Raw genomic sequence first — 5,159 nt, 5'->3', positions numbered from 1 at the left:
GGTCAACTTGCGCTGTGCTGCAGCGGATGTGTGTGCCACTCCAACCTCAGTGACGATACCTGCAGGGCAAAGTACGGTTAATTTTATTGCGACTGGCATTGATATTGGATCGACACAAATCGAAGCAGCGGCGATAAACCATGATGCGAGCTATCTCAATGTGGAAACTATTTTTCCAGTTTTACGTGTTAGAAATGTTCCAAGCTCAGCTGTGATTGGAAATGGCTTCAATGCAATATATGTGGATGCAGAAGTGCCTGGTGCTTACTATTCAACAAGCCAGCTGCCCTCGGCTTCTTTTCCGGTCACTTTTACAAGCTCAATACCCTCCGTCGGGAAAATCACCAGCCCGGTCACTTGGACCAAGGGGGCGGGCTCCTCTAACCGGGCCACCTTCACCGCTATATCCCCCGGTACCACCCAAATCACAGCCAGCAGCCCCGGCTTTGTACCGGCCACCAGCGGCGTGATCACCGTCAACCCATAAGAAGGAGAAGACCATGCAACTCTCCCACATCACTTCGTTATTCACCCGCAGGGCCTGGGCCTCGCTATGCCGGAGGACGGCCACGGTGAGTAAACAGCACAGCCAAACCATGGCAACGGTGGTACTGGCAGGCACCGCGCTGGCAGGCGGCGCCGTCGCACTGGCGGCAGGCAATGCCAAGCTCAGTATTGCCGATGGTGTTGTCGTTAAATTTGGCGAAGGCGCTGGTATCAATGTGCGTGACCAGCTGCAAACGGGCGCCCATGTGCTGTTTACCAGCCAGTTCGATGACAGCGCGATTGCAGCCACCAACCCAGAGCCAGGCACTGCAGAAGCAGGTGATTGGTTAGGCGTACTGGTGGACGCAGATGTGCCTGCGGCCAGCCTCAAACTCGACGGCCTGCAGATTCGCTATGCCGGTGGTACAGCGGGCTTGCCCAGCTATATGAACGGCGGCGCCGGCCTGGTTGTGCATGGTGGTAGCTATAGCTTCAACCGCTTGCAGCTCAGCCACAATGCCATCGGCATTCGAGTAATCGGGAGTGGCAGCCCCAGCATCAGCGCGTCCCGCATCACCCACAACGAGGTGGGCGTGTTGGCCGAGCAAGGTGCGGCGCCTTCTATCGCTGAATCCGATATTTCCGCCAATACCCAGTTTGGGGTGCGCAACACCCAGCCCGCCGCCGTGGTGCAAGCGCGTGGCAACTGGTGGGGGCATGCCAGCGGCCCCAAAGATGCGGTAGGCAACCCTGCAGGCCAGGGCAATGCCGTCAGCACCGGGGTGGACTATGGCAGTTATCTCGGTGCAGAGCCGGTGCTGAACTGCACGATGGCGCCCACCCAGGGCTATGTCACCCGGGTTCGCAATGTTGAGTTGGTCCTGGAGTGCCCGCAGGCAGCGCAGTACCGCATCCAGGAATCGGACCAGTTTGGCGATTCACTGCCTTGGCAGGCGATGGCAAGCCATCCGAACAAGGTGGTCTACACCTTGTCCAGCGGCGGTGGCGACAAGATGCTGTATGTGCAGTTCCGCACGGTGCAGAACAAGACCAACCAGTTCTCGCTTAGCCAGCCTATTGCCTATGCGCCTGAAGGCCCTGTGGTGCAATTCAGCCAACCTGCAGCGAACGCGGTGCTGGAGCAAGACACCACCATTGCGGTAACGGCCAGCGATGCTGAGGGCCTGCGGGATGTGGAGATCTTGGTGAACGACAAACGCCTGGCGCTGCTGAGCGCCGCGCCCTACCAAGTGCAATGGTCCCTGGTGGGTGTGCCCAACGGCAATTACACCCTCAAAGCCAAGGCTACCAATACCGCCGGCTTGAGCAACACCGCCACCCGCACCGTCCAAGTACAAAAGCAAGGCGGCAACGGCCCAGCCATCACCGCCAGCTTTGCCGGCCAGGCGCTGCAAGCCAATCCCACGATCACCCAGCCGGGCACGTTGGCGGTTAGCGCAGAAAGTGCCGTGGGTGTCACCAGCCTCCAGGCTGCCGTCAACGGCGTGCAGATTTTTGAGCGCAGCTATGGCAAGACCAGCCCCGTCACCCACAGCCAGATGGTGGACTTTGCCCAGCTACCCAATGGCAACCACAGCTTCAGCATCACCGCGACCGATGCCGATGGCATTGCGGCAGTGCTCGATATTCCTTTCACCCTCAATCTGAGTGCCCCTGCAGCACCAGTGATTACCCAGCCAGCGGCGGGTACGACCGTGGCCGTGCCGCAGCTGAATGTGGCGGGCACAGCAATGCCGGGCTCGCAGCTGCAGCTGTTCTTGAACGGGCAGGCATCGGGTGCGCCTGTCGCCGTGGGCGGCAATGGCAGCTTTGCGGCCAGCATCAGCTTATCCGCTGAAGGCGCACACCAGATCGAGGCGACGGCCAGCAACACGCGCGGCACCAGCCCCAAGAGCGCAGCGGTCACGGTGACCTATGCCAGCGCACCACCCAGCATCAGCTTTGTGGCGCCTGCGCCCAATGCGGTGTTGTCCAGCGCGGCCACCATCACCGCCGTGGCTTCTGCCCCAGCGGGCATTGCCAAGGTAGATATCTACGCCAACGATGTGTTGCTGGCATCGCCCACCCAAGCGCCATACAGCGCGCAGTGGGCTGCCAACGCAGCAGCCGATGGCAGCTATACCTTGAAGGCGGTGGCTACCTCAGCCGCAGGCAAGACCGCGCAGGCCACCCGTGTGGTGACGGTGCAAAACGCCCCCGTCGTGCCGGAGGTGCCCAAGACGCCATACACCGGCACGGTGGCCAATATCAGCCCTGCACTGTCCTATGGAGCGCAAAGCATTGTTATCACGGGCGCTGCCGTCACCCGCGATACCGCGCAGCCAATCCCCAATGCTGCGCTGCGCATCGTACTGGATATCGCAGGCTTCAAGCGCCGCATCAATATCGCAACCGATGCGAGCGGCAATTACCGCTATGAGTTTGTACCCGCTGCCAATGACAACGGCACCTATGTCGTCTCGGTGGTTCACCCCGATGAAACCGCAACCGCTGAGCAAGGGCGCTTCACGATCAACCGCCTGAGCTTCAACCTCTCCAGCTACAACCTGACGGCGGCGCGCGATTTTGCGAGCAACATCACCATCCAGGCGCGTGCCAGTGCCGGCACGGGCGTGGAGGGGGTGCGCTGGGCCGTTGTGCCGACCAACCAGCCCAGCGGCAGCCTGCCGCCAGGCATCAGCGTGGATGCAGGCCCGCCTGTCAATATTGCCGCCGGTGCCTCCGTGCCCATGGTCATCAAGTTCACCGGCAGCGCTACGGCAGGTGAATCGGGCACGGTCGCCCTCACCGCCTTTGCAGCTGATTCAGGCGATACGCCGCGCGGCACATTCAGCATCAACTACAAGCTGGTGCAAGCCCGCCCTGATCTGTTTGCCAAGCCCACGTTCATCGAAACCGGCGTGCAACAAGAAAGCTCTGTCACCGAGAGCGTAGTCATCGGCAATCGGGGCCTGGTGGCTGCGCAGAATGTGCAGGTCAAGCTGGTAGACAACAGCGGCAACCCGCCGCCTGCCTGGGTGTTCCTGGCCAGCGGCAACCAGATCGGGGCCATTGATGTGGGCGGCGAAGTGCCCATCCAGGTGACGGCCAGCCCCGACAAGAGCGTGGCCGATGGCATCTACAACTACAGGCTGATCGTCACCGCAGGCAACAGCGGGGATGGCGTCATTCCGGTGTCGGTGGCGGTGACCCAAAGCGGGCAGGGTGGGGTGAGCTTCCAGATCACCGATCTGTTTACTGGAACCCTGGGCGCAGACAACCAGCCCATCAAGGGTGTGGCAGGCGCACGCATCCGCCTGCAAAACGATGCCGTGCTCACCTATCTGCGCACACTCACCACCGATGCGGAAGGCAAGGCTGTCGTGACGGACCTGCCACCAGGCACCTACACCTACCGTGCCAGTGGCCCGCGCCATTCTGACAAGACCGGCCGCATCTTTGTGCGCCCGGGCATCACCACCACAGAGCGGGTGCACCTGCAGTACCAGACCATCAGCATTGATTTCAGCGTCACGGAAACCACCATCCCTGATGTTTACGACATCAACCTGGAAGCCACGTTCCAGACCCAGGTGCCCGCACCTGTGGTGCTGCTGGAGCCGCTGTCCATTAACCTGCCCGAGCTGCAAATTGGCGAGGAGCACACCGGCGAGTTGACCTTGACCAACTACGGCCTGATCCAGGCCGAGGACGTCGTCTTCAAGCCGCCCCAGTCCGACGAGTACTACCGCTACGAGTTCTTGGCCGACATCCCCAAGGTGCTGGCAGCCAAGCAGCGCGTAGTCATCCCCTACCGGGTGACTGCCGTCAAGCTGCACCCCAAGGGCATTGGCTTTACCAGTGCCAAGGCGGGCGACTTTACCGCTGTGCAACGCGCGTTGGCCAACACCTTCAGCAGCAAGGCATCGAGCTGCTCGTCATACAGCGTGTGGGCCACGGCCGAATGCTCGTTTGAATGCGTCAACGGCGAGCGAGAGAACCGGGTGGTGTTCTCCCAATACAGCCGCTTGGTCGGCACCGGTACGTCGTGTAGCGGCGGCGGTGGAGGTGGCGGAGGCTGGGGCGGCGGAGGAGGCGGCTGGGGCGGTGGCTCTGGTGGAGGAAGCGGCACCCAACTGCCTCTGGCGCCACAGTGCACACCCCATTGCCGGGGTGAGTGCTGCGCTGGTGCCGGTTCAGGCCCTGGCGGTGGTGGCGGGGGCGGAGGAGGCGGTGGTGGATCTGGCCCCGCTGGCCCTGGCAGTAGCTAAGCCTTCAGCGCCTGAACAACCCAATCAAAAAACACTGGCCATCAAGCCTTGCTGCCGCACAAAGCCGCAGCAAGGCCAGGCATCAGCCCATGCCACGCCAAGCAATATGAGGGAATGAGATATGACAATGACAAAGAAAAACACAGCAGGATTAGCGGCTGCTGCGGCAAAGACTGCAGCACTCGCTAATGCAAATGGGAGTGCCCCCGCAAAGCACCTACTGCGCACCAGCCTGCTGGTCGCCGCTTTGGGCTTGGCCAGCGTGGCCTCCGCCCAAGGCATCTCCGGCATCGGAGCCTTCGTCCCCAACACCGAGCTGGGCTTTACCCCAGTCGCCAAAGCCGGCGAGCCCCGCATCAACTGGATCAATGGCGAGTACCAGGAGAGCAACACCGACCTGAG

2 protein-coding genes are annotated in these 5,159 nt (G+C 61.6%); both read left to right on the top strand.

The features are described 5' to 3' along the window. Positions 1-487: hypothetical protein (locus AB7A72_RS23685; RefSeq protein WP_369461315.1), on the top strand; the 487-nt coding region annotated here is incomplete at its 5' end. 13 nt (positions 488-500) lie between these two features. Then, on the top strand, positions 501-4,757 hold the full coding sequence (locus tag AB7A72_RS23680) for an Ig-like domain-containing protein (protein ID WP_369461314.1): 4,257 nt from the start codon (positions 501-503) through the stop codon (positions 4,755-4,757). Positions 4,758-5,159: the final 402 nt, after the last annotated feature.

This window comes from Comamonas sediminis, from assembly GCF_041107495.1.
Lineage (GTDB): Bacteria > Pseudomonadota > Gammaproteobacteria > Burkholderiales > Burkholderiaceae_C > Comamonas > Comamonas sediminis.
The sequence above is the reverse complement of the archived record's forward strand: the minus strand, read 5'-3'. Positions and strand labels throughout refer to the sequence as shown.

Coding starts and splice junctions, on each gene's coding strand:
- AB7A72_RS23680 (WP_369461314.1), top strand. CDS start 501: ATGCAACTCTCCCACATCACTTCGTTATTCACCCGCAGGGCCTGGGCC.